This is a genomic window from Priestia aryabhattai, assembly GCF_023715685.1.
In the GTDB taxonomy this organism is placed as follows: domain Bacteria; phylum Bacillota; class Bacilli; order Bacillales; family Bacillaceae_H; genus Priestia; species Priestia aryabhattai_B.
Genome location: NZ_JAMBOQ010000015.1, coordinates 23,883 through 48,476, shown reverse-complemented (window position 1 = coordinate 48,476; position 24,594 = coordinate 23,883). Strand labels below are relative to the sequence as shown.

Below are 24,594 nucleotides of genomic sequence, written 5' to 3'. Positions count from 1 at the left end.
CTTTATATGAATATTGCTTATTGATGTAGAAATCTACAGCTTTTAACTTTGTTTCAAGTGTGTGTTTTGACATAAAAAACTGCACCTCCAATTATTAGTTTTTGTCTAACAATTGGGGTGCAGTTCACTGAACAATAGTTTTTTCTGTTTACACATGATTTTATACAGAGTGATGATTTACATCATCTTGAGTAGTTTGCTCAAATTGTTAAATGTTATCCGCATAGATAATTCACCTAAAAACATGTCAATGAATAGAATGTAATTTGTATTCTTAGAATTATCCGTTTTTCTGAGAAAACACCTTCTTCAGAGTGTCTATCCAACGATAAAAAAACATTGGCTAAGCCTTAGCCAATGTTTTTTTATCGTTGGGTCCTTTATTTTATCTATTATGCCAAATGTCCATTTTTTATGAATGCCGATAAATCACATTATATTAACTTGAGAGAAATAGAATATGCAGTAAGAGAATCGTTCGTAAGACAAACGATTCTCTTAGATTTTTAAAAAGGTTTCTCTCGAAATTCTCCCCATTTAAGAAACATGGTTAAGGTACAACATTCTGAACCTTGAGCCTGAGCATGCATAGTTAATAAAATTCCATCTGGGTTGTACTTAACTGTCACAGGTGTACTTATTCCTATCGATTTAATTAAACTGTCAACTTTCATTTGGTTTCCAGCCTGTGCTGCTTTCATCAAATTATGAGAAAAACTTGGATCAGCAAACATTTTAAGTAAAGTACTGGATTCCAGAGCAAGTTTTTGAAAGGCACTTACCGAATGACCGAAAATAGCAGTATCAACTGAAGGATATTGCTGTTGTTGCGGTTGACGATTCATTTGGGATTGAAAATATGGATAGTAATATTGGTGATAATACATAAAACACCTTCTTATTTTACATAGTTAGTTATTTTTATGTATTCTTCTGATTGTCGGTGATTCGGCACCTATTTGATATCCATAATTCTGATTATGTTAACTAAACCTGTATAGAATATACAGCTTAAAAACAGAAAAAACCTACCTTTTCCCAGTCAAAAGAGGTAGGTTTTTTCTGTTGCAGAATTTAGTTGTATGTGTCAATGTTTGGCGACATCTTGTGTAGTTTGCTCAAAAAATAAAATTTTATTCCCAATAGGCAAGTTACCTAAAGGGAAATAAAGGAATATGATGTAGTTCGAATAATTTTCGTCTCAAACTTAGAATCCTTTTAACTTTATTTTTCACCTTCATAATTTACAAAGTCAAAAAAAGAAATGGCTTTATCGAAGTGGCATTCCTAGTGCCTTCTCTAATAATATTCAAAACCTTTTCAGATAATTAACCCCAATAAAATCCATTATTTTAAATAAACATATATATGATATACATCTAAAAAAACAGAAAAACTTCCAGGCGGCAGGGAGTTTTTCTGTTTTTTAACAACTGCAAATCCGTTAGGGAGGGTAACTGATCTACTGGGATTCAATGGGATGGTTCATTCATTCTATGTAAAGTAATCTAAAGGGTTTATATATATCTACAAAAATCCTGTTATTTCTATCAGTGCAGAGTATGGGCGAGCATTTTCACTTTTTATACATATCTTAAAAGTATTAAGCATATAGGGGGTGGAAATATGGGCTTTTTTGGAGGTTACGGCGGCTGTGGTTACGGCGGCTGTGGTTATGGCGGCGGTTACGGCTATGGCGGAGGCGGCTGTGGGGGTGGCTTTGCCTTAATCATTGTACTATTCATTTTATTAATCATTATTGGCGCTTCTTGTTTTGGCGGAGGCTTTGGTGGTGGTTGCTAATAATTAAACATCATTTTTATTTTAATTATTATTTAGCTTTATTTCCTATTTTAAAAAGTTAGCTTCATGCTAGCTTTTTTTATTTGTCCTTACTGTATATATAGCAATTACAGATAACGTACATTATGTTAACTAAGGTTGTATATCATAGTCATCTTAAAAAACAGAAAACCAACCTCTGAGTCCTAAAGGTTGATTTTCTGCTCTTGAAGAAGAGATTCGTGTTTGATTATTGGATGCCTCACGGCGTCTTGAGTAGTCTACTTAAATTAAGTTAATTTGGGTTTTTTACTCGTCTTCCATTTCCTCTTCTAAATTAAATTCTTTTAGTTTGTTTTTTCCACCCTTGCTGGCGACCTGACCTTCCTGGTTTGCGTTTTGTCCACCCTTTTTAGCAATTTGCCCGCCTTGATTTGCGTTTTGCCCAGCATTTCCACTAATTTGTCCGCCTGTTTCTGCATTTTCTCTAACTCCAGCATTCCCACCTTGATTTGCTAGATTATTGTGAATGTTAATGTTAAAACAAATCTTCTCAGGTTCTTTATTCTTTTTATGATCATTGTTATTTCTGTATTGAGGATATGATTCATCTACATAATAGCTATCATCTTCAGAGTTATAATCTAAATAATACTTTTTTATTGTAATCACTCACCTTTTTATTTTTTCTATATTAATATACTCATTAATTGAAAAAGTGTTTGTATGCTTGTCCTATGAGATTAGAATTAAAATAGCCCAAATGATACGTGTATAACAGAGTATTGGAAAAAGAGAGACCGAAAGGTCTTTAATCATGAAAATACGCTAGACAGGATGAAACTTGCAAGAAAGCAAGGATATCGTTGTGCATTGTATAAACACACTATATGTTTAAAGAGAGAATCGATATGAACTTATATCTAAAAACGAGCCTGACTTTAGGTATTTAAACTAAATAAAATTCACACATTACCGATTATGTTTGTCCACACGTTTTTACGTCTTTTTGCATTCTATAGTATTAAAGGTGGTGAAAAGAATGAATATAGAAGATATTATTTCGATTGGAGCAAATTGTATAGTGAAAATTGGAAACAGATTCTTTCTTCTAGTAGAAATTGAAGTGGAATTTGGAAATGTAGCAATAGAGGAATTTGTTTTTATTCGAATATCTGAGCAAGAGGCTAGAATATTGTTAGCAGGAGGTATTCAACGTTGTACTATTGTTAATTCTCTTCCTAGGTCTTGTGATGATTTAGAAGTAGAATTTATTTGTGTTTTAATCGCAGGTGGGGAAGCATTTGTGGTTTTTGATGTGGAAAACGATGTTGATAAAGCTGTACTTGTTCCAATTTCATTGAGAGAAGCTGAGCGTTTAATCCGTAGAGGTGCAAGACGATGTACAGTTATTAATAGATAAGAGTAAGCCTCTTGGGAGCTAAAGGGGTTTCATTTTGTGTGAATTCTTGTAGGAATGATTATTTAAATACGAATATCCTCCAGACTACTTGACTGGAGGATATTTTTGTAGAATTCTAGATGTATTAACTACCTATAACTGTGATTATGGTGCGACAAGAAGTCGCTTTTATATAGTGTGACTTATAGAGTACTAGTTTAGACACAAAAACTATCCCTGTACAAAACTGCGGGTGTAGTAATGGGATTGTGGGTTGCATGCGGAAATGGGGAAAAAGAGAGTCAGTGCACGGCCCTGAACACCGCTAGGGGAAGACGAGTATGGTGAACGAAAGTAAATTTTATAAGCTCCGTAACAGTTAGCTCAAGGTCGTACACGGATTTGCTTGGGTATTGACAAGAGGAAAAGTAGATTCATAATGCTACTGTGACGCGTTCCTTATCCTGCCTGGAGTAAAGAACCCACCTAACCTGGTTGTATCTATAAGATGAGAAACTTGGTAAGCCCTTTGTCATCTGTGTAAACAATAGAGGGATCGCAAGATCAAACGATGTGACAGAAGGTAAAGGATACGACAGCAAATAGACCTGCAATGAGAGGCTTGAGACGTATGAGTTGAAAGGCTCACGTATGGTTCCGAGGGGCAGCGATGCCCTTCGCTTACCCGACTTAATTGACTTTGTATAGCATATATAATCTAAAGGGATAGGCTTTTCTTTCCCTATTGCATCAAGGATTTTGAGTAGCTGTCTCGCAGCGTCTTTTTTAGTTTGCTCAATATATAGATTAGTTTTTTTATTTTTTTACAATATTATGAGTTTTGTCTACGCTAATTGCATAGTAAGTAATTATATAAAAAAGGATACTATCCTTTTTTATAACTTATCCCCCTTTTCGGCAATTACTTTTTCGTTTATGATTTTTTATTTAGACCCATTGGATGTATTATTTTTGAATGAATCATCTGTTGATATATTAGAGATATATCACCATATGGACCATGATTTGATGAAGTATCAAGATCTGAATCACGATTTGATGAAGTATCAAGATCTGAATCACGATTTGATGAAGTATCAAGATCCGAATCACAATTTGATGAAGTATCAAGATCTGAATCACGATTTGATGAAGTATCAGGATCTGAATCACAATTTGATGAAGTATCAAGATCTGAATCACGATTTGATGAAGTATCAGGATCTGAATCACAATTTGATGAAGTATCGAGATCTAGGTTACCTTTTTCTTTTCTAACTATCCTTTTGTCAATTTGGCATCCTATTTCATGATAAGTTGGAACAGAATAGAAACGATAATCGAAATAATTAGGGTGAGTATAATACATGTCTCCAGGATTTGAATTTCTGTATTTATGATCAGGTGATTGATATAGATATATCAGTGGACAATATGGAATATAAACATAATAGTTCATTTATTCACAACCTTTCATTTTTCATTCATCAGCATATGACCGGGTTGCTTGGTCTGTGTTACTAAAAAATTCATATAAACAAATTATAAGAAGGGGAAGTCTTTCAGGTTATATTATTTACCTCTACAACTAGCATTCCTGTTTGAAATTACTTGGTGTCTTGAAATAAAAGAGTCCCCTTAATATGAGGCAGAAGGTCATTGCCATGACTTCAGTTCATTATTCAAGGAGAACTCTTATGAATTGTACCCAAAAAGTTAAATCAAGTTACACCCCATACACTAATTATAGGAGTGGATATTGCTAAATTTAAGCATGTTGCTCGTGCGCAAGATGGTCGAGGAAAGGTTTTAGGAAAATCTCTTACCTCCACGAATACAAAAGAAGGGTTTGATACTTGCTTTGTCTGGATGGAGGAGGTGCAACACAAACATGAGAAAGCTGATGTTTGTGTTGGTATTACTGATTAAATCTAGCCTATACACTAAAGGAGAGACTTGTCTCCTTGGGAGGCGCTAATCCTCTACACGTTAAGCGAAGTAAAGAGCTCAATGAAAACTCTCCAACGAAAAATGATATTAAGGATGCTAGAGTTATCGCTCAACTGATAAAAGGTGATTGATTTTCTTATCCTCGTTTACCAATAGATCAAAACGTGGAAGTGGAGGCAGGAATCAAATTGTAGGTGATTTACAAGCTCTACAAGGACGGAGGCATAATTTGGTTGGATAAGTATTTTCCAGAGTTTTTAACCGTTTTTAAGAACCGGAATGGAGAGAAGGACTTGGCTACACTAGAGTATATTCCTCTCCTAGTTCAACTTAATCGAAAGACATCCGAAAGGGTAGCAGAGATATGGTCCACTCATGGAAGTGTTCAGTGACCAGGTTTCAAACGCATACAGCGACTTCAAGAAGCCGCTGTATGTTCAATAGGATTAACCGTTGGACTACAGATGGTACAACGAGAAATAGCCATAAATATTAAACGATATAAGATGCTGACAGAAGAAATATGTGCACTAGAAGAAGGCTTAGAAAAACCCGTTCTCACCCTTTCGGGTATTGCTGAAATACTGATTGTAACTGGTGTTGAGATGGTAATTGTTATTGAACTTTATTCTGAGTTAGGTGATATTAAAAAATTTGATAATGCACACCAAATTTTAAAATACGCGGGATTAAATCTGCGAGAATCTAGCCCAGGAAAGTATAAAGACAAACACGAATTATCAAACAGGGGAGGGCTAAATTGTGGACTTTGCTTTTTCGAACTGTTATGTCTCTTATTCGACATAATCGAGCCTTTAAAGGCTCTGCATCGGTACTATACAACTTGAAAACAGAAAAAGACTATCTTTTCCCAGTGAAAAGGGATAGTCTTTTTCTGCTCTATTGCAAGGATTTTCATAGATGCCTAAAATATTGAACAATATTCATTTAACTTTTTAATCGAAACTTTTAGAATTAGATCCCAAGTTTAATAAGCTCAATATAATAGTGATTATCCCAAGTATTATACTCGACCAAATTTCTTCGTTTGTTAATGAATAAATAAACGGAAAAATTACAAACCAGACACCAGTAAGCACTGAAACCCAGTTCTGCCATGAAGTCCAACCAGGTTTGTTACAGACCCACAATGATACGATAATCTGAATGATTCCAAAGATTATACTTGACCACAAAGCTCCTGATTGATCTGAAAAACCAACAACCCAAGGTGCGAGAATAAACCAGGCACCAATTAATGCAATTAAAATACTCCTTGTTTCCACAACTATACCTCCCTAACGTTAATGAAGTACTTAAAGATTTCATTATTGAATTATATGCTTAGAGATTATTAAGGTTAATTAAATCAATTAAAATGAGATTATATGATTGTTTATAAAAAAGGGAAAAAACAATCCAAGTGGGAGGAAAGGTTTTTCTCTAAAAATGAGAAGACTTATAACTGTTGATCAAACTGTATAATTCTTACTTTGTTTTATGACTACCTATAAATTACATTATAGTGCGGCAAGAAGTCGCTTTTATATAGTGTGGCTCACGCCCCTGGTTTAGACGCAAAAACTATCTCCATCCAAAACTGCGGACCTGGTAACGGGTTCGTGGGTTGCATGTGGAAATGCGGAAACGGAGAGTCAGTGAATGACTCAGAACACTGCTAGGGGAAGATGAGTATGGTGAACATAAGTGAAGGTTTGTAAACTTCGTAAATTTTAGCTCAGGATAGTGCACAGGCTTGCCTGGGTATTGGCAAGAGGAAAAGTAGACTCATAATGCTACTGTGACGCGTCCCTTTTGGGAGTTCAAAATATATCTAACCCCTTTTATTGCCGCCCATTCGCCTGAAAAACTTCAGTATTCGAACCGAAGTTTTTCAGGCAGTTGGATGCCTACGATTAGGTCATCTTTTATAATCGCAGAAAGTACATGCACCAATAATGATTAATAAAATAAATAGTAGTGCGATGGTAAATGCTATATCCATAAACGAGAGCTATATATCCGGTAGATATAGCAGGTGAGAAAGGAACATTCTTTCCAGAAGTAAATGATGTGTCTACGTTATTATACATTTTCACACCTTCCCTTCATGTGTAAAGATCGGTGATTATCTTCATAAGGCTTTGATAAAGTGTTAATATGTTGTTAGATCCTTAGGTGAGGTTTATTTGCGGCCTAAATTGCGATCCGTTAACTACAGGTAATTCTGTTTTAGGGTAATTAAAAATGTATAGTGCATAGAGCATAAAAACAGAAAAAACTACCGAGATGATAAGTAGTTTTTTCTTAAGAACTAAATTAGAAAGTAAAGAGGACTATTAATTTAAAAATTAATAATCAGATTCTTCTTCATAATAATATTTTTTATGACAACCACAATCTTTCTTCTTGTGATGATGTTTTTTATGGCAACTGCAATCTTTCTTCTTGTGATCGTCTTTCTTGTCATCGCAACAGCAGTTAACTTTCACATAAACTTTACAACCGTCATGTGATTTTTTCTTTTTCTTCTGAGGATAAGACTCGTCTACATAATATTTATCATCTTTATCATTATAATGAAAATAATATTTTTCTATGTTAATCACCCCCATTCTTCATCTCTATATATTTTATTCATTTGTTAGTAGAGTGTTTGTATGCTTGTCCTTTGATAGGAAAATCTTTTTAATAAAAAAAGCTTTTGAATTATCAAATCCAAAAGCCTTTTTCTGATAAATTACCTTAAGGTAACTAGGTGCATATAACGTATACATACTAATACAGTGAGTTTATATAAAAAAGAGAAGTCTCATTCAACTAAGGAAAATACCTTCTCTTTTCGAAATCTTTAATTTTCCTAAAATGGCCCTTTAATTTCTGTTGCAGTAAAAGTAATTGGACCAGCAAGGAAGAGGCCTGAACCAGTACGTTGTGTTGCAACTAAAGTATAGGTTACATTTTCTTGAGTAGTTCTAAAGCTATCATCAACGTATTGAACTACGACTTCAGTAAAGTCATCATTCACGAATTCAGCCTTATCAATCTCAATTACTTTCCGATAGATAAGGTTACCTGGCGATGGGATACCTCTATAAATATTGGCTACTAAATCTTGGACTGCAGGACTATCATTGTTTATATGGAAGAGTCCATTTAATGATACAACGTTACCTGCCTTTACTTCATTTAGTGTAACGGCTGCGACAGTTTGAGGAAGTGCTAGACCACCTGGTCCAGGGGGAAGATTAGAAATAGGAGATGCATTTTGATAAGCAAATTCAACTAATTTCCCTTTATCTTTATTTTTATCTTTATCTTTATCTTCTTTATGATCATGGTCACAGTAACAGTCATGTGATTCTTTATCTTTATCTTCTTTATGATCATGATCACAGTACCAGTTATATGATTCTTTATCTTCTTTATGATCATGATCACAGTACCAGTTATATGATTCTTTATCTTCTTTATGATCATAATCATAGCAACAGTCATGTGATTCTTTTTTCTTTTTCTTTTTCTGCGGATAAGAATTGTCTACATAATAATTACCATCTTCATCGTTATAGTGACACTTATATTTTTTTATCTTAATCACCCTTTCTTTATATTTCTATATATGGTATTCACTAATAGAAAGTATGCTTGTATGCTTGTCCTATGATATGAGACTTATTTTAAAAAAAGATAAAACAAGAACAGCTTATGACGTTTTAATAATAAACAATAAATATATTTTGAAATTGTATATCGTTATACAAAGTTAGTTCACATAAACCCAATTTTAGTTACTTATGAAAATAACCAAATTAAAATCCTAAAAAAACAGAAGGACTTATTACATGTAAAGATCATTTGTCTTGTATAGAAAAGTATTATGGGACAAGCACATATTTTTTTGAAAATCAGCAGTAGTACAAGCAATCGCCTTTTTACTTTCATCTAATATAGAGAAGAAAAGAGGTGATTAACATGAGTGATTTTAGTAAAACTAATTATACTAGGACTGGTAATGTATCTATCCCTCAACCTCCTGATGTCGTAACTATCCTTTGGCAGCGAAATCCCTTAGATATACGAGCTCCGCGTACAATTGTAGAAGCAACTGTTATTGGAAACGCTAGACCATGTCGACGTTTATTACAAACAGGTGACGTTTATAGAATTGCAGTAGAATGTTTACTTGATAATGGATTTGAACAGGTATTTAGTGAAAGACTAGGTGTATTTGGTGTTTCTGTATTTGTTCGTGAATGTTAATAAATCATCTTTAATGTTTATTAACATAATATAATAACATACGGGCAAATTAAAACACCTTCTCTAAAATAAAGAATAAGAAGTATTAGCTACATTTCACTAATACTTCTTATTCTTTTTTACTTATCTCTTTATTGTAATAAATTAGAAAACTCGTCCAAACACTTATAAATATCTTACATGCTATAAAATATGCCTATGTAAAAATTCCAATCTCTTTGGTGAAAGGTCTAAAATTCACTTTACCGGAAGAAAAAACTGCTGGAAACCAGGGAGTTTTTCTGTTTTCAGGCTGTGTACGATATGAAAAGTTAGTTAATATAATGTGAACTATAGGAAAAATATACAAAGGCAGCGTCCAACTAATTGGACGCTGTCTTTGTGTAAAGAAGTCTTTTCAAATCTTTAAACAACTATTTTTATATTACTAGAAATCGATATAGAAAAACTATAACTTTGTTATGACATCTAACATAAATAATTGAATATTATTTTCTTATACAAAATAAAAAAGGATATTTCTTCTATGCCCTGTTCCCACGTATCAGCCCCACCTACACTAAATACTATGACAGCCACTCATACCGTCCAACCTATCCTTAATTACGACTCTATCTTAAGCATTTAGTTGATGAATGTAAAAATGACTTTTCATCAAAAAGGAAAGAAATAATTTTTATACATAATGTAAGTGAGATACATACTTTATAACTACAATTTGTATTCAGTATGTCAGCAGGAGTTCATCTATAAGGTGTTGAATCTGTATACAAACTAAAAATGGGGTGAGAAATAATGGGAAGACTGGATAAATACGCCCGTCAATCCAAGCGAAAAGAACCTAGTAGAGTACTACCAATTCGATTACCAGAAAGTATCTATACTCAATTTCAACAACGATGTGAAGAGCTTGGATTATCTATGTCGGAAGCAGGTTATCTTCTAATTAAAGAGGAAATAGAGGATGCTCTATACAACACGTATACAAATGAAGTGGTTGCGATCACAGAACCACTACAGGTACCTATACAAAAAGGAGATTATTCAACTACAAAAGTAATTACGCGTAAACCTTTCGTACCTTCAACACGTTGGATCTCCACACCTTACGAAGTAGAGAACGAATTACCCTGTCCATTATGTCATCAATGGTATAGTAAAGCTAATTTTTCCCGCCATGCGAAACAACATCACTTTACCACCAGAGAAATGTTAGAATCTAATGAAGAGATTGTTCATCAAATGATTCAAAGTCGAAAGAGTAATTTAAAAGAATAATACTCCAACACTTATCATCGTAACATGTATAATTTTTAAGAGATTATATATGTTACTCATTAAATTAAAGTGATACTTAAAAATATTTTATGTATATAGGTAAATGGTGAAACTACCTTATTTATTTTTATGTTTTATCATTTACTCTTAGTGACGACAAATATAACCTTTGACTACAAACTAAGAAATACTTAACATACTTTTAATGAAAACACGTTAAATATTTCCCCTATAAATAAAATAAAATTAATTAGTGTTTAATATATAAAGTTAATCTTTTTATTCTTTTTCGTAAATAGATAATGGAGTTAGTATAGTTTCATGGACACCATTTAATTAAATCCTTACAATTATTTTTTGAGAGGATGTGTCCGAATTGGAACGTAAACCTACAGGGCCAAAAGTATAATGATGAGTTTACGAAAACCATTGTGGATTTATATCATGCGGGAAACTCAGTTAAAGAATTAAGCAGCGAATATGGCGTATCAGAAGTAACGATTTATAAATGGGTGAAAGAATTCACGCCCATCAGTTCAGATAAAGGTTCTGTGAAACCAAAGGAGTTAGCTGAGATTCAAAAAGAAAACCTTCGGTTAAAACAGGAATTAGAAATTCTAAAAAGGGCTATGGCCATATTCGCGAAAAAGTAACCGAAGCAGAGCTAAACCATTTTATCGAGAAATATAAGGGGCAATACACAGTCCAGAAAATGTGCGAAGTGCTGACGATTTCAAGAAGTAGCTACTATAACTCCTTCAAAAAGACGATGTCAAAGCATGGTCATCAAAATCAGGTACTGACGAAAGAAATCCAACGAATTCATTTGAAAAGCAAAGCGCGTTATGGTGCTCCGAAAATTCATAGGGTCTCATTAAGAAAGGGGTTTTATCTAAGTCTAAAGCGTGTTCAACGCTTGATGAAAAAGGCTGGAATTCGTTCAATTACGAAGAAAAAATATCGTCCCTATCCGTCAAAAGAAAAGGTTGTGCAGCTGAATAATCGTTTAAAACGAGATTTCTCTATTCAGACGATTAATGAGAAATGGGTGGCAGATATTACGTATATCCCTACGGTAAGAGATGGCTGGTACTATATGGCGTCTGTATTGGATTTACATTCTAAAAAAATCGTTGGCTATTCTTTTTCTCGTTCAATGACATCCGAACTGGTCATTGAAGCACTTCAAAACGCCTATACTGCTCAAAAGCCCCGAAAGGGCTTACTTCTTCATACGGATCTTGGCTCACAATACACCAGTAGTGAGTTTACTCAGCATGTCCAAAAATACGAAATCAAGCAGTCTTTCAGCCAGAAAGGCTGCCCTTATGATAATGCCTGTATAGAGTCGTTTCATGCCATATTATTAAAGAAAGAAGAAGTGTATCATACGCAATACACAGACTATTCAGCTGCAAAGTTAGCCATGTTCCAGTTTATAGAAGGTTGGTATAACCGAAATAGAATCCATCGTAGCCTCGGCTATCAAACACCTCAAGCTATTGAGGATCAAATTAGAAAAACAGCTTAAGACTTAACTTTTTTATGTCCAAATTATTGACTAAAATCCAATAATTGTTATTTACCTAACGTTTACTGTTTGTATACTCTATATAAACCTAGTATATCTAATCACTATTCGGGGGACCGTCAAATCCTACATTCTTGCTATATTCTTAATTATAAACATTCTCTATCTGAAACAATATCTTTTGAATGAAAACTCGCTTAAGTTTAATCATTTAAAACAAAGAACAGCTTAAGAAAATATTCTTAAGCTGTTCTTTGTTTTATACCTTTTACTTAAAATGAAAATTTTTTTAATAATAGACTCTTGTCCGTTGCATTTCAGTTACTTTTTTCATTTTATATAGAGGAGTGTATGCTCCATCCATTAATAGGAGGTGACGATATGTCAGATTATTATTTTAAAAAAGTTATTAAAGATAATAGTGAAGATAAAAGGAACAAAAAATGTAGTGATAAGGAGGAATTTGATATGGGTCATAAAAATGATAAAAAGTGTCATGATAAATGTGAAGATAAATGCGAACACAAATGCGAACACAAATGCGAACACCATAAAGAAGAAAAAGCTTCACTTATTGAATTTGATGTAAGTGAAAGCTCAAGAATAGTTTTTCCTACTGTTCCTGGCGTTCCAGGAGGGACTACTCTTCCACTTGATACGTTAGCTAGCGTTAAAATTGATGTGGAAGATGATGATAACAAAATTTTATTACAAGGCACAGTAGAATGGACACCAGGTGATATTACCCTAATAACTGGTATAGTTGCTTTGATACTTTTAGGTACGATTGGTGTACCTTTAGCAATTGAGGGTACTTTCAGAATTTGGAGAAGTACTGACAATAGTCCATTTGTGCCAATCTTTGAAACCACTGATACCTCTCCAGTTAGTGCAGTTGTTCTTTTCGGGCTAACTACAGGAGACTTATTAACACTACCATTCGGTACAACAACTACCTCTTTCCATTGGGTAGACGAAGATCCTTCATGTGGAGAGAATCGTTATTTCTTAACACTAGACTTAAGTTTAGCTGAAGATCCTACAGTCACTCCCGTAGGAGGCACTCTAACAGGTTTACTTTCAAGTTTCCTTGCTCCGTTAACATCTAGTGTTGAAACTAAAGTATTGACAGCTATGGAAATTAAAGAAGACTAATATATAGTATTCCCCTTCTAAAAAAAAGGGGAATATTATATATAACTAAACGAATTCCTTTAGAGCTTGCTCTAAAGGAATTTTATATAATAAAAAATACATCCTTATAGTAACAAGAAAAACCATTTTGCATAAATTATAATATGCTTAAGTGTTAATTAAATGACATAATCGCCTCCAAGAACGATTGATGGAATTTAAATAAATCTAAAAAGCATAAAAGAAAGAACTCTGTAATTCAGAGTTCTTTTTTTATCAGCATTAAAAAATACATTTTTTCATAATCAATATATTTAAAAGTGAACTAACAAGGATAATACTAGGAGTAGACAACATGATTTCATTTAGTCGGGTAAGCGAGGGGCATTACTGTCCCTAACTCCCCTAAGAACCGTATGTGAGCTTTTCAATTCAAACGGCTCAAGCCTCCCATTGCAGGTCCGTCCGCGGTGAAAACTATGCTCTAGAAATTTAGGTTATCAGCTTTCTTTAAATCTCTAGCTTATGAAGCTAGTGCGAACAGTTTATCGATGAATTCTTTTAGGTTTTAGGAAGAATTTCATTCCTCACATAGAACAAACTTGCTTTTTAATATATCGATAATCTTATTCTACTATGTTATTAAGATATTTTACTTATCTTATTTGGATATCTACTCGCATCTTTTTCTCTTTTTTGAGCTTCTCAACAGCTACGGGATAGTCCGGATTCTTATCAAGTTTTATGACACATGGTTTTAAAACATGAAAAGACCGCAACGCTTTCTTGAAGAATGCTTCACAGCCTTGGGATTTTTACTTTGCTTAGATAAAAATCAATTGTGTTTCCTTCAAAATGAACAGCATGGCAAAATACATCGATTGCTCCTCTATTTTAATATAGCTCCTCATGAGTCATCTGCTACTTAAGATGTTGTTGTACTACTACTTCTAATTCAGGTCCGTATTGATGACTCCAACGCATAATGGTTGTGTGAGCAATTGGTATAGACTTTGCTGTATGGCTTTTTTGTTATTTGCATTTAATAGTTATGATCTTAGCATGCTCCTTTTTATTATGTTAAAGGTATTACCTTATAAAAGTAGAAAAAAGATATTTTTACAGGAGGATAGTAATGAGAAAACTAATTATTTTTACATTTATCGGCTTTTTAGCTCAACTAATCGATGGTTCTTTAGGAATGGCCTATGGTGTCACTTCGTCATCACTTTTGTTGACGTTTGGAATGGCTCCTGCTATAGCTTCGGCTTCCATACATCTAGCGGAAGTAGTAACGACTGCTGCATCAGGTGTTTCCCATATGAAGTTTGGCAATGTTGATCGCCAAGCTCTAATTAAATTAATTATTCCAGGTTCTATTGGAGCATTTGTAGGAGCTTGCTTTATCAGCACGTTACCAGGTGATGTTGCTAAGCCGTATATTTCTTTATTTTTATTAATTCTCGGGTTTTATGTCCTTTTTCGCTTTCTATTTAGATTTAATCTAGGTAGAGAGAAAAAATCGATTGATTTATCTAGAAATCAATCGATTCCATTGGGGTTAATTGCAGGATTTGCAGATGCAACTGGTGGAGGAGGATGGGGGCCACTCACGACTCCAATATTATTATCTAAAAAAGGGGCTTCAGCTAGAAAAGTCGTTGGTACAGTAGATACAAGTGAGTTTGCCGTGGCGGTATCTGCTACTTTAGGATTCTTGATTTCATTAGGCTGGGAAGAAGTTAATTGGTTTTGGGTAATAGCCCTTATGTTAGGAGGAATTGTTGCAGCACCCATTGCAGCATGGTTAGTACGAAATTTACCTCCTTACTTATTAGGAGTCCTGGTTGGAGGATTTATTATATTAACGAATACTTGGACATTGCTTCTCCCTTGGCATATTAGTAATTTATGGATTGCAATTATTTACGTAGTTATATTATTCAGTTGGATAGTTGCTATTATCTTTACGATACGAAGCAATCGAAAGAGTGTCACTTAATAACGTTCCTTCTTAAACATAAGCTATGATAAACTGAAAATATGGGATTTATCCTAGTACTTTCTTTTATTTCTATAAATTAAAAATCCATTTATAAGATATTTATCTTCATCTTAAGTGGAATTTAACCTCTCGAATTTTTCTCTCCTTAATTATGATTATTGCTTCCATATCACTTCTTTAAGAAAACTACATCAAAAAACGCATTAATTCTAAAAAGTTATTTTTCCGACCACAAAGGTGCATACTTTTTTCACTTTTAATGTAAACTTCTCTGATATAACAATAATAACAAAAGGACTGTCCTATTAATCTCTTTTTCGCGTATAGTGTAAACCTATACGTGAAAAGCGTAATATCAACTCATTTGCTTTTTTGCTTTCTTAACTCTTCTAACAGTAATCGTTCCATCATATCCTTATGTCGATTAACAACTAGATTAGTTTCTTTCCTTATAATAGATGCATATTTTTTTGTTCCCATTTGCCTATGAACTCTGTAGAATAATAACGGTTGAAGGACATAGTAAACATCAAATTTTTGAATTATTCTTATCCATAAATCATAATCATGTGTATATGAGAGTGTTTCATCAAAAATATCTATATGATTAAATATTATTTTATTTATCATAACAGAACAGCCATTAATAAAATTCCCTCTGCTGATTCTTTTGATAATTTCAAGGCGATTCGGAGGGTGTATACCTAAAGGTGAAGAAGTAATACGTCCTTTTGTATTGATGGAATAATAATTGGTATGACTAAACAATGCATTCTTCTCTTTCATAAATGATAACTGAATTTCTATTCTTTCAAGGGAATAGATATCATCAGAACTGAGCCAACAAAAATAATCTCCAGTTGCATTTTGAATGCCCATATTCAAAGCACTTGCCGTCCCACCGTTTTCCTTTTCAATATACTTAATTTTATCTAAGTATGGAATAACTTTTTCTGAATAATGCTTAGAACCATCATTTACTACAATAATTTCAATATCTTTATACGTCTGTTTTATCAAACTATCTAGCGCTTGATTAATATAGGGACAATTATAAAATGGAACAATTATAGAAACTTTTGACATTCCTAATCTTCCTTTCCAAGCTTGAGATAGACCTTTTGTTTGATTATCAGTAATCATTCTAAATTGCTTTTAAGAGGCTCTTGGAATGATATTAATTACTATTTTTTGTATTCTTTTTTATTAACTATATTACAATTTTTAACATTTTTATAATAACGCATAAAAAAAATAAGGGACCGTCAATAATTTTGTGTAAATGGGAGTTTCCTTTTCTTATGTATTAAGATTTAACATTTAATCAAAAAAAATAATAGAGCATAAGATAACAAAAAGTCTTAGGAGGAATTCTAATTATGTTACACAATATTTTTCTTACATTCTGTGGTAATGATACTATTACAACACAAGAACAATTATTCAAAAACATCCAAAATACATTCACCCTAGAATTTTGGGCAAAACCCGAAGTTACTCATGGAATTGATGAAGAGTCTAGAAATGGGATCTCAGAAACATTTAACCAACGTTTTGCCATTACACCAGTTTTTGGTGCATATGGAGATGGTGATTCTTCTCGAGCAGGTGTTGGAGTATCCGTGGGAACAAATGGTGTCTCCGTATATGAACATACAACTAGTTATTTACCTGCAACTTTAGTATTCTCCACCTTAATAAATGACTGGACACATATTGCAGTCGTATACCTCAATAAAACACCTCACCTATATATAAATGGAGAATTTGTTAAAAAGGGAGTGACTAGCCTAAAAAAAATTGTTGTTCCTTCAGGAACTTTTGGAGGAGTAAAACCTTACGGTTTTTATGTGGGAGGTTTGAATGAAATAAGAATTTGGAATACAGCAAGGACACAAGTTGAAATCCAACAAAATATAAGCCGAGAACTAACTGGAAATGAAAAAAGTCTTTTTGGTTATTGGAAATTAAATGAAGGCAAGGGAACTATTGCTTTTGATGCTACCATGAATAAAAATGATTGTATTATTAATGGCTCAAAATGGAACGTTCCGAAACGTATGACCTCTTCTGATAAAAATATGAATGTTTTATTTACATTTTTTGTACCTAGCGGAGGAGTTGAAACTTTAAATAGACAACGCTTCTATGCACTTAACAAAAACGGAGTCAACTGTCATTTTTTATATACACAACCAGGAACAGGCCTGCAAAACAAAATAGATACTTCTATTTTTGTTGCAAATAAAGATGACGAAATTAAAGGCGTTATTTTAAAAGGAAATTATGACGCAATAGTAGTTGGCTCAGATTTGCTTCTATTACAGAAAATAAGAAATTTCGGATATCAAGGATCTCTAATTTATGAAATTCAGGGTTTAGGTTTTAATAAGGAATATGCAGAGAACTTTTTGAAAAATCACGCCTATTCTATTATTAACCATTATTGTGACGGTATTTTATATCCTCAAACGCCCCACCTTATTCAAGCATTTGAAAACTACTTTCCTTCTAAGAAAAAATTTTGTTTCCATAATTGCTTTAACACAAAAGAGTTTAAATATCAGGTATATCCTAAAAAAAATGAACCAATCATTGGGTGGGTAGGAAGATTGGAAGAAAATAAAAATTGGAGAGATTTTCTTTCAATTGGTGCTGCATTAATTCACGAAAATCCTTCTATTGAGCTTTGGATGTTTGAAGATAATACTTTGTCTACAGCAGAGGAAAGGTTGGCTTTTGAAAAAAAGGTTGAAGAGTTAGGGCTAAAAAGCAATCTCACTATTTACGCAAACCAGCCTCATAGCAAAATGGCTGAGTATTTCTCGATTATTGGTGACTCAGGTGGTTTTTTGTGTTCAACATCAAAAGTAGAAGGGTTCGGATATGCGGTACTGGAGGCTATGGTTTGTAAATGCCCTGTCCTATCATCAGATTCAGATGGAGTGCGTAGTTTTATAAAACATAATGTCACAGGGAAATTTTTTAAATTAGAGAATATTGATCAAGCAGTACAGGAAGGAAAAGAGTTGATACTAAATATTTCTCTAAGGGAAAACATTAGAGAAAAAGCTCTTGAACATATAGAAATGAATTTTTCCCCTGATCAATATGCAGCAAATTTCACAAATATGATTTATGAATTAGAAAATTTTTAAAAAACGGATCAAGATATTGATTAATCAATATCTTGATCCGTTTTTTTTTCAAGTTTACCAGTTAGTATCTTTCTCATAACCAAGTTCAATTAAGAACGTTCCCATCATCTTCTTGAAATTAAGTTTATTGGACTCTGTAAATTCCTCTATCCAACTGCCTCTTTTCCCTTTCCGAAATGTCCAAGAATCTTTTGGCTTTATATTATTCTTTATTAAATTTAATAGTTCTAACTTCTCTATCTTTAATGTGTCTAAATCCTCCCATAAATAAGCAATAATTCTCATTAATGTTCGATCCTTTGTTATTTCGTCCCCAATTAGATCTTCATAACGTAAACTACATATCGTCAAATCTTTTCTCCATTCGTATATCCTGCGAAATTCCTCATAGATTCCCGGATAACGTTGTATTCCTGATTGATGATTTTTTTCTTCTCCTTCAAAATCAATACCTAAGATTAACGCATTTAATTGCTCTTCAAATGTTACTAATCTGTTTCTGAAGACTGGAAACAAAGGGTGCTCAGGCAATTTATTATTAATAAAATGTACAAGTGAAACAGAAACATCTCTTAAATCCCGATAAATAAAAACTTGCTTGATATCATGCTTTTTTAATTCTTTTGAAAATGATAAATTATAAGGAGTATGAGCACTGACCACTTGGTTTGGTTTTATGTCTAGTATTTCTCGAAAACGGTGTCCATCATAAGAAATATGTTGCTCATTATATATTCCCGGAATTCCCTTTATAATTTGCATTAATAAGTTTGTGCCACTTTTGGGTACTGAATTAACTAAAATTTTAGGCAAAAATACTCACCTTGCTTCCTATTTAAAAAGTTTTTAGAGTTTCTTAGTAATCTATAAATCTTAATCGATAGCCCTTAAATATATCTAACCTTTATTTAATTTTAAGATGTTTCTTAGTTTTTCAGTAAAATAGATGTCTCCAAAAACCGGGTCTTCTGAAACTCTTCCCCGACTTGTAATTTGTCCATTAAAATTATCTACTATAGCAACGATCTGGTGTTCATTTTTCTTTTTTATTAATTGAGTTAGGTATAACATTGCACTCTGTAAGATATAAGTTGTTGAAGGAAAATTCCCTTTTCCATAAATTATTGTAAATGGGGTATCAGCTTCCTCCATTCCTATAAGAATTGCCTCCCTTTCAGTTACACCTGGAGCCTCCAAAAACTTCACTCGTGGATCTTCAATATGTTGAAGAATATTAATTCCAGATTTATTTGAACTTGTATCCACAATAATTACTTTATAATTGCTAAAATATTGTTCAAATAATTCTTCTAATTTTTCAATTGTTTGTTCTGAACCATCTTTCACGGGGTAAATTACGGTTAATTCAAATGGAATACCTCTTCGATTTCTTGCTTCTTGTTTTGCCAAATTAAAAGCGTATCTCCATTGTCTATGCCTCAATTTTGAATTTTTTAATTGTGCAGATATACTCTGGGGAGAATTAGTTCGGTATTCCATTAATACGTAAGGTACATAGACAATTTCACAATGTTCTGTTAAACGTACCCAATAGTCATAATCCTCTATGGGCTCCAATCGATATCCTTCAATCATTGCAGCCATCTGTTTTTTATACATAAAGGCTACACCAATAAAACATGTATCGAGTAAATTTTCTTTAGGCTGATCTTGATATTTATGAAAATCTTTGTACTCAGGTCCTTCTAATGGAACCCGATTTGAATCCACATGTACAAAACTACTAAATGATAACCCCACATTACTAGGAGAATCTTCTAATGCGTCTCTTAATTTTTCTATGAAATTTGGAAAGTAGTAATTATCACTGGAAACCCATGTGAAATACCTTACTTCTTTAATATCCATTAAATAATTAAAACCAATATTTAGAGTTTTAGCTACTCCCTCATTCTTTTCTTTTAAGATAATATGCACTCGTGGGTCTTCTCCTACTACCTTTTTAATCACATTATTTGTTTCTTCTGGAGCGCCGTCTGATACAATAATGAAATGGTACTGCCTATATGTTTGTTCTAGAACTGATCTTAATGCCAGTTCTAGATAATCAGGATCTTGTTTGTATACAGGCATAACGATTCCTACATCTCTCATAACATCCCCTCTTCTATTTGAAGATTTTGTTTACTACTTATACGTTTACTCAGCTTGTATTCATTACATTATTACGGTAAAACGTAACGATATCACTTAATGACGATTCTAAAGATATACGCGGCTTCCAGCCTAAATTTTGTATTTTCAAACAATTAATTTCAAAACTTTCTTCATGGTGGTTATTCACTTGAGAATTAATTTTAAAATCTACATCGGTCAAATGCCTAAATTGATTGGTAACTTCCTCAAGAGAATGACTTTTTCCGGAAGCAACCTCATAGACTTCTCCTGATTTACCTTTTTTAAAAAGAATTTCATATGCACGAATAACATCCCGTACATCTACGAAATCACGTTGTGCATGTAGGTTATTCACCTCAAGAACTTTTTGACATTTATTTTTCTCCATCTCAACTATTTTTTCTGCAAATATGGAACAAACACCGTTTGATAGACCTGGTCCTACTAAATTTGAAGGTTTAGCAATTACAATATCCATGTTATATAGAATTTCCCATGATTGAGCGATTAGAACTTGAAAAGTTTTACTTAAGCTATAGGGATGTTTAAGAGTAGAAATATCTTTAGGGTCAAACTGCAGAGCTGAACCGACTATAATAATTTTACAATCTGGATTTTCTTGGCGAAGTACTTCAATTAGATACAGTGTTGACATAAAATTTGCTTCTAATGAAGAAAGGGGATCAAGCCATGATTGCCCTACGTGGTTTTGTCCTGCTAAATGAAGAAGATATTGAGGTTTAACCTTTTTAACTAATTTTTTTACAGCCTCTTTATCTGTGAGATCACAATACTCTATTTTGATTTGGTCATTAAAGTTGTTGTTTCTCGTTACTGCAGTTATATCAAACCCTGCTTTCAAAAAGTGAATGCATGCATGTTGGCCAGTGAACCCGCTTGCCCCCGTGATTAACAATTTCGGTAACGAGTTCATTTAGGCTCCATCCAATCTTTCAATTCTCTTAACATTTGTTCATAAGTAGGGAGCTCATATTTGAAATCGACCCTTGTACTTTTAATGGTTCGATCAAGTACAATATGTGAATCAGGAATAATTACAATATCCGTTTTCTCGAAAATTTCTTGCATCAACTTTAATAGTTCAAACTTCGATACTTTCTTCTCTAGGCTTAGATGATATAACCCGTTAATATCTTGCTTAATCATTGCTTCAATGGCTTTAGCTAATTCCAGGGTCGTTACACCGTTCCATAATACTTTTTCATATCCTTTTATTTTTCCTTTTTGTTTCATAAACCATAGAAATAAACCAATTCCATCTTCTTTTAGCTCTGGACCAATAATCGATGTACGAATGGTTAAATGTTTATGACTTATAATTTCACCTAGTTGTTTAGATTGAGCATAAATGGAAGTTCCATCTGGAGTATCGTTTTCTGTGTAATCACCCTTTATTCCTGAAAAAACACAGTCTGTACTAATGTGAATTAATTTCCCTTGGTAACGTTCGGTTAATTTAACTAACTGATGTGGTAATAGACTATTTACCTGAAAAGCTAGCTTATTATTGTTACTGGCATGCTCATTTAAAATACCAACACAGTTAATTATAATATTCGGCTTTATAGATTCTATGATTTCTTCTAGGTTTGTTGAACTGGTTACATCTACATAAATACCATTCTTATCATCTGGATCCCTTGATGTGTAGAACACAGTATACTGAGGCTTTTGTTGAAAATAAGATGTTATCATATGACCGGCCATTCCTTTTCCGCCAAGGATTAGTACTTTCATTTAAATAAACCTGCCTTTCTTTAACATTTCTTTAATTTCGTCTTTATCCATTAATTCTTTACTGGAATTATAATTTACTAAATTTACAGGCTTATACTTTGAATAATGTTCCTTAAGTCCCTCAATATGGATAGGGGGAAGAATAACAAAATATTCATCATCATAAGCAATTGTCGTTGTACTTTCATATTCTGAAAGAAGCAGTTCGTGGATTTTTTCTCCAGGACGAATACCAAGTATTTCTACTTTAACCTTTTCTTTCGTAGAAGCTTCTATTAATACTTGGGCAAGATCATAAATTTTACATGTGGGCATTTTCATAACAAAAATTTCTCCACCGATACTCTCAAAAGTTGCCTTGAATACGAGTTTAATAGCATCTTCAAGTGTTAAAAAAAAACGAGTCATATCCAGGTCGGTTATACCAATTTTACCCTTTTCTTGAATTTGTTTTTTAAATACATGGATGACGCTACCGTTTGTTCCTAAAACATTCCCCCCACGTATACATACGAATCTTGTTTTCGTGTTTAATGTATTTGCGTGGATAATTAGCCTTTCTCCCATTGCCTTTGATAATCCATAGAAATTTGAAGGATTTGCGGCTTTATCCGTAGAAATATAAACAACTCTATGCACATTACAGCTTATAGCCGCATCTATCACATTCTGTGTCCCAGCGACATTTGTTTTTAATGCTTCAATTGGTTGATCTTCACATACTGGAACATGCTTTAAAGCTGCCAAATGAAAAATATAATCAACACCCTGACACGCTTCAATTAATGAATCTCTCTCTTTGATATCTCCAATAGTGAAATGCAATTTTGGATTATTATCAAATTCTTGTTTCATTGTAAATTGATTTGACTCATTTCTCGAAAAAATACGAATTTCTTTCGGGTTAGATTCTAATAGTTGTCTAACCAATTCATATCCCCATGAACCTGTACCACCTGTCACTAAAATAGTCTGATTATTAAACAACTTTAAGTCCTCCTAATATTACTTTAATTACCTTATCTGATACGTTTTTATGGTCGTATCCTTCGGGGTAGGACCAGTTTTTTTGCTGATTGACCATTACTTTAACGCAGTTTACTATTTGGCTAGCATCTATTCCCGATAACATGTTACTTCCGCATTCTATTGTTTCGGGTCTTTCCGTTGTTTTGCGAATTGTAACAGTTGGAACGTAAAACAAACAACATTCTTCTTGAACTGTCCCACTATCCGTTAGAACACAGTAAGCATTTTTCTCGAGTTTGATAAAATTAAAAAAGCCAAATGGCTCATAAAACTCAACTAATGGATGAATGTCTATTGTTGAACTACGTTCTATGCGAGATCTAGTTCGTGGATGTATACTGCAAATGACTCTTTTTTGATAGACCTCAGCAATCATGTTAACTCCTTTAATAATCTCTGCTAAACGATTTTCATGGTCAACATTTTCGGCACGATGAGCTGTAACTAAAAAATAGTCGTCCTTTTCCAACATTAATTTTCTGAGGATTTCGCTTTGTTCAATTTCAACTTTGTAATGTGCTAAAACTTCATAAATGGGATTTCCAGACACAATAATCCGATCTCGTGGAACACCTTCATTAATTAAGTTCTCTTTACTTTGGGGAGTATAGGGGAGATTAAAACTTGAAATTGCATCAATAACTCGGCGATTTTTTTCCTCCGGTACTTCTAAATCAAAACATCGGTTTCCAGCCTCCATATGAACAACTGGAATACCCATTCTTTCGGCTAAAATTGCACTCAAACCGCTGTTAGTATCCCCTAATACTAAAATTTTGTCCGGCTTCTCTGTTAAAATAATTTTCTCTAAACCTTCATATATTTTCGATAATTGCTCTCCCAATGTATGCTGTTGGTTTAATAATACATAGTCGGGTTTCCGAATCTTTAATTCCTGAAAAAACACCTCACTTAACGAAGAAGTAAAATTTTGTCCTGTATGCACTAAAATATGTTGTTCAGCATAATCATCTAACTTCTTAATAATAAGGCTCAAGCGTATAATTTCAGGTCTTGTACCCAAAATAGTCATAACTTTCATTCTCTACACCCCTTACTTAAACATAGTTTTTCATTTAACCCCTTATTTACTAAACTATGCTTTTATTCCTTTATTGCTATAGGCTACCTATTAAATTTCTTCATAAAAAACGCCCTTTAGCAA

The 24,594-nt window shown here is 33.2% G+C and carries 23 protein-coding genes and 1 pseudogene; 10 read left to right on the top strand and 14 right to left on the bottom strand.

Annotated features, from left to right (window positions below):
* Window positions 1-506: 506 nt before the first annotated feature.
* Window positions 507-887, bottom strand: coding sequence for a hypothetical protein (locus M3225_RS27475; RefSeq protein ID WP_251400392.1), 381 nt, complete (start codon window positions 885-887; stop codon window positions 507-509).
* A gap of 739 nt (window positions 888-1,626) precedes the next feature.
* On the opposite strand from M3225_RS27475, the gene yjcZ reads away from it, so the two are divergent.
* Window positions 1,627-1,803: a sporulation protein YjcZ gene (yjcZ, locus tag M3225_RS27470; protein WP_251400391.1), complete on the top strand. Its 177-nt coding sequence runs from the start codon at window positions 1,627-1,629 to the stop codon at window positions 1,801-1,803.
* A 288-nt stretch (window positions 1,804-2,091) separates the two neighbouring features.
* Here yjcZ and M3225_RS27465 read toward each other — a convergent pair whose 3' ends face one another.
* Window positions 2,092-2,454, bottom strand: a complete 363-nt coding sequence (locus tag M3225_RS27465) for a hypothetical protein (RefSeq protein ID WP_251400390.1) — start codon at window positions 2,452-2,454, stop codon at window positions 2,092-2,094.
* 370 nt (window positions 2,455-2,824) lie between these two features.
* Here M3225_RS27465 and M3225_RS27460 point away from each other — a divergent pair, with 370 nt between their 5' ends.
* Window positions 2,825-3,205 carry a hypothetical protein gene (locus tag M3225_RS27460; protein WP_251400389.1) on the top strand — a complete coding sequence of 127 codons (381 nt, stop codon included), beginning with the start codon at window positions 2,825-2,827 and terminating at the stop codon, window positions 3,203-3,205.
* Window positions 3,206-4,118: 913 nt separating this feature from the next.
* On the opposite strand, the gene M3225_RS27455 is transcribed toward M3225_RS27460, so the two are convergent.
* Window positions 4,119-4,643, bottom strand: coding sequence for an MSCRAMM family adhesin SdrC (locus M3225_RS27455; protein WP_251400387.1), 525 nt, complete (start codon window positions 4,641-4,643; stop codon window positions 4,119-4,121).
* Window positions 4,644-4,936: 293 nt separating this feature from the next.
* Between M3225_RS27455 and M3225_RS27450 the strand changes: the two genes are divergently transcribed.
* Both M3225_RS27450 and M3225_RS27440 read left to right on the top strand, forming a co-directional pair.
* Window positions 4,937-5,113, top strand: coding sequence for an IS110 family transposase (locus tag M3225_RS27450; RefSeq protein ID WP_251400381.1), 177 nt, complete (start codon window positions 4,937-4,939; stop codon window positions 5,111-5,113).
* Between the two features lie 485 nt (window positions 5,114-5,598).
* A complete protein-coding gene (locus M3225_RS27440) occupies window positions 5,599-5,982 on the top strand; it encodes a transposase (RefSeq protein ID WP_251400379.1) in 384 nt (127 codons plus the stop codon).
* Between the two features lie 108 nt (window positions 5,983-6,090).
* On the opposite strand, the gene M3225_RS27435 is transcribed toward M3225_RS27440, so the two are convergent.
* From M3225_RS27435 to M3225_RS27425, 3 genes are all read right to left on the bottom strand, one after another.
* Window positions 6,091-6,420: an SPW repeat protein gene (locus M3225_RS27435; protein ID WP_251400378.1), complete on the bottom strand. Its 330-nt coding sequence runs from the start codon at window positions 6,418-6,420 to the stop codon at window positions 6,091-6,093.
* A 1,065-nt stretch (window positions 6,421-7,485) separates the two neighbouring features.
* The gene (locus tag M3225_RS27430) at window positions 7,486-7,749 is read right to left on the bottom strand and encodes a hypothetical protein (protein ID WP_251400377.1); all 264 of its coding nucleotides are present in this window, start codon (window positions 7,747-7,749) and stop codon (window positions 7,486-7,488) included.
* 245 nt (window positions 7,750-7,994) lie between these two features.
* Window positions 7,995-8,735 carry a hypothetical protein gene (locus M3225_RS27425; RefSeq protein WP_251400376.1) on the bottom strand — a complete coding sequence of 247 codons (741 nt, stop codon included), beginning with the start codon at window positions 8,733-8,735 and terminating at the stop codon, window positions 7,995-7,997.
* Between the two features lie 374 nt (window positions 8,736-9,109).
* Between M3225_RS27425 and M3225_RS27420 the strand changes: the two genes are divergently transcribed.
* The 4 genes from M3225_RS27420 to M3225_RS27405 all read left to right on the top strand — a co-directional run bounded on the left by M3225_RS27420 (window position 9,110) and on the right by M3225_RS27405 (window position 13,361).
* Window positions 9,110-9,397: a hypothetical protein gene (locus M3225_RS27420; protein WP_251400374.1), complete on the top strand. Its 288-nt coding sequence runs from the start codon at window positions 9,110-9,112 to the stop codon at window positions 9,395-9,397.
* A gap of 795 nt (window positions 9,398-10,192) precedes the next feature.
* Window positions 10,193-10,675 carry a hypothetical protein gene (locus M3225_RS27415; RefSeq protein ID WP_251400372.1) on the top strand — a complete coding sequence of 161 codons (483 nt, stop codon included), beginning with the start codon at window positions 10,193-10,195 and terminating at the stop codon, window positions 10,673-10,675.
* A 365-nt stretch (window positions 10,676-11,040) separates the two neighbouring features.
* Window positions 11,041-12,206, top strand: a protein-coding gene (locus M3225_RS27410; protein WP_251400370.1) for an IS3 family transposase whose coding sequence is annotated in 2 segments (ribosomal slippage) — window positions 11,041-11,293 and window positions 11,293-12,206 — 1,167 coding nt in all. Because the reading frame shifts where the segments join, the coding sequence is not laid out codon by codon here.
* Window positions 12,207-12,587: 381 nt separating this feature from the next.
* Window positions 12,588-13,361, top strand: a complete 774-nt coding sequence (locus M3225_RS27405) for a hypothetical protein (protein WP_251400368.1) — start codon at window positions 12,588-12,590, stop codon at window positions 13,359-13,361.
* 608 nt (window positions 13,362-13,969) lie between these two features.
* Here the strand turns inward: M3225_RS27405 and M3225_RS29995 are convergent.
* Window positions 13,970-14,354 (bottom strand): annotated as a pseudogene (locus tag M3225_RS29995) (DDE-type integrase/transposase/recombinase); the annotation flags it as partial.
* A 121-nt stretch (window positions 14,355-14,475) separates the two neighbouring features.
* Here M3225_RS29995 and M3225_RS27400 point away from each other — a divergent pair.
* Window positions 14,476-15,342, top strand: coding sequence for a sulfite exporter TauE/SafE family protein (locus M3225_RS27400; protein WP_251400366.1), 867 nt, complete (start codon window positions 14,476-14,478; stop codon window positions 15,340-15,342).
* 363 nt (window positions 15,343-15,705) lie between these two features.
* On the opposite strand, the gene M3225_RS27395 is transcribed toward M3225_RS27400, so the two are convergent.
* A complete protein-coding gene (locus M3225_RS27395) occupies window positions 15,706-16,488 on the bottom strand; it encodes a glycosyltransferase family 2 protein (protein WP_285886096.1) in 783 nt (260 codons plus the stop codon).
* 236 nt (window positions 16,489-16,724) lie between these two features.
* Here M3225_RS27395 and M3225_RS29850 point away from each other — a divergent pair, with 236 nt between their 5' ends.
* Window positions 16,725-18,503: a glycosyltransferase gene (locus tag M3225_RS29850; protein ID WP_308215774.1), complete on the top strand. Its 1,779-nt coding sequence runs from the start codon at window positions 16,725-16,727 to the stop codon at window positions 18,501-18,503.
* Between the two features lie 54 nt (window positions 18,504-18,557).
* On the opposite strand, the gene M3225_RS27380 is transcribed toward M3225_RS29850, so the two are convergent.
* The 6 genes from M3225_RS27380 to wecB all read right to left on the bottom strand — a co-directional run bounded on the left by M3225_RS27380 (window position 18,558) and on the right by wecB (window position 24,471).
* Window positions 18,558-19,316, bottom strand: a complete 759-nt coding sequence (locus M3225_RS27380; protein ID WP_251400364.1) for a sulfotransferase domain-containing protein — start codon at window positions 19,314-19,316, stop codon at window positions 18,558-18,560.
* 84 nt (window positions 19,317-19,400) lie between these two features.
* Window positions 19,401-20,618, bottom strand: coding sequence for a glycosyltransferase (locus M3225_RS27375; RefSeq protein ID WP_251400362.1), 1,218 nt, complete (start codon window positions 20,616-20,618; stop codon window positions 19,401-19,403).
* A 49-nt stretch (window positions 20,619-20,667) separates the two neighbouring features.
* On the bottom strand, window positions 20,668-21,576 hold the full coding sequence (locus M3225_RS27370) for an NAD-dependent epimerase/dehydratase family protein (protein WP_251400359.1): 909 nt from the start codon (window positions 21,574-21,576) through the stop codon (window positions 20,668-20,670).
* Window positions 21,573-22,400, bottom strand: a complete 828-nt coding sequence (locus M3225_RS27365; protein WP_251400357.1) for a dTDP-4-dehydrorhamnose reductase family protein — start codon at window positions 22,398-22,400, stop codon at window positions 21,573-21,575. The genes M3225_RS27370 and M3225_RS27365 overlap by 4 nt, the downstream gene beginning before the upstream one ends.
* A complete protein-coding gene (locus M3225_RS27360) occupies window positions 22,401-23,387 on the bottom strand; it encodes a polysaccharide biosynthesis protein (RefSeq protein ID WP_251400355.1) in 987 nt (328 codons plus the stop codon). It abuts the gene before it with no gap.
* On the bottom strand, window positions 23,380-24,471 hold the full coding sequence (wecB, locus tag M3225_RS27355) for a non-hydrolyzing UDP-N-acetylglucosamine 2-epimerase (RefSeq protein ID WP_251400354.1): 1,092 nt from the start codon (window positions 24,469-24,471) through the stop codon (window positions 23,380-23,382). The genes M3225_RS27360 and wecB overlap by 8 nt, the downstream gene beginning before the upstream one ends.
* Between the last annotated feature and the right edge of the window lie 123 nt (window positions 24,472-24,594).